Source organism: Wenzhouxiangella indolica (assembly GCF_042310355.1).
GTDB lineage: Bacteria > Pseudomonadota > Gammaproteobacteria > Xanthomonadales > Wenzhouxiangellaceae > Wenzhouxiangella.
This window is the reverse complement of sequence record NZ_JBHJMR010000035.1, coordinates 1-1,382: the sequence shown is the minus strand read 5'-3', so window position 1 is coordinate 1,382 and position 1,382 is coordinate 1. Positions and strand designations below refer to the sequence as shown.

The 1,382-nt window shown below is 62.7% G+C and carries 2 protein-coding genes; both read left to right on the top strand.

What is annotated here, in order from left to right:
• Positions 1 to 43: 43 nt before the first annotated feature.
• Positions 44 to 427, top strand: coding sequence for a transposase (locus ACDC67_RS15875; protein WP_376694613.1), 384 nt, complete (start codon positions 44 to 46; stop codon positions 425 to 427).
• 110 nt (positions 428 to 537) lie between these two features.
• On the top strand, positions 538 to 1,382 hold an 845-nt coding region (locus ACDC67_RS15870), incomplete at its 3' end, for a transposase (protein WP_376694612.1).

The window sequence follows — 1,382 nt, the reverse complement described above, 5'->3', positions numbered from 1 at the left end:
TCGGTTTTATCTGTAACATTCAGGGCGCTTACGGAGTGAATAGATGTCTGATTCCAACGAAGTTGTCACCGACCCGCGCCTTGAGAAGCGTACCCGACGCCGCTTTAGCGTAGCCGAGAAGAAGCGCCTGCTGGCCGAGGCGGATTCTTTACCTCATGGCGAGAAGGGTGCCTGGCTGCGCCGCCAGGGCCTTTATGCTGGGCAGCTATCGACCTGGCGCAAGGATCTAGCGGAGCACGGCGAGGCTGGTGTCGCTGCGCGACAGCCAGGACGTAAGCCCGCCGACCCTCGCGACAAGGAGCTCGAGCGGCTGAAGAAGGCCAATGCCCGGCTAGAGAAGCGTGCCCACGTGGCCGAGCAGTTGGTCGATCTCCAAAAAAAAGTCTTGCACCTGTTCGACAGCGACAAAGACGGGAACAAATCGTGAGCTGCCTAACTGCCTTGCCGCCGGATGTGCCCAAGGCGCAGGCGTGCCGGGTTCTCAACGTACCGCGCCATTGGTGCTATCCAGACCGTCGGCAACGCAACCGAACCGCAGTGCCAGCCGGAAAAGGTCGCGGACTGTCAGAGCCCGAAGAGCAGCGCATCCTCGATGCGCTGCACTCCGAGCGCTTCCTGGACGCCGCCCCGCGCCAGATCTATGCGACGCTGCTCAGCGAAGGCACTGTACTGGGCTCGATCTCGACCATGTATCGCCTGCTCCGCCGGCGAAAGGAGACGCGCGAGCGCCGCAACCAGCGCCCGACACAGCACCACGTCAAGCCGCAACTGGAGGCGACCGCCCCAGACCAGGTCTACACCTGGGACATTACGAAGCTGCCGACGATCACCCGCGGCTTCTACCTGTGCCTGTACGTCATTCTGGACCTGTTCAGCCGATACCCTGTCGGCTGGATGGTCTCGCGCAAGGAGAACGCCGGCCTGGCCTGCCACCTGTTCCGCGAGGTCCTGTCGCGCCGGGCCATCGAGCCCAATCAACTGATCGTCCATCAAGACCGCGGATCGCCGATGATCGCGCACAGCTTCGGTGATCTGTTATCCGACCTGGGCGTCGAGCGCAGCTTCTCGAGACCGCGGGTGAGCAACGACAATCCGTTCAGCGAAAGCCAGTTCAAGACCACCAAGTATTGGCCGAGCTACCCGGGCCGCTTCCGGGGCGAGGATCACGCCCGGCAGTGGTGCAGCGTGTTCTTCCCGGCATATCGTCAAAGACCGCATGAAGGCTTGGCGCTATTCACCCCTGAGGATCTCTACACCGGCCAGTTCCAAGCACTCTGGCAGCTACGGCAAACAGCCATGGACCGGCACTATGCGGCGCATCCCGAGCGCTACGTCAAAGGGCCGCCCCGAGTCGCCAGACCGCCAGCGGTGGTCTCGATCAA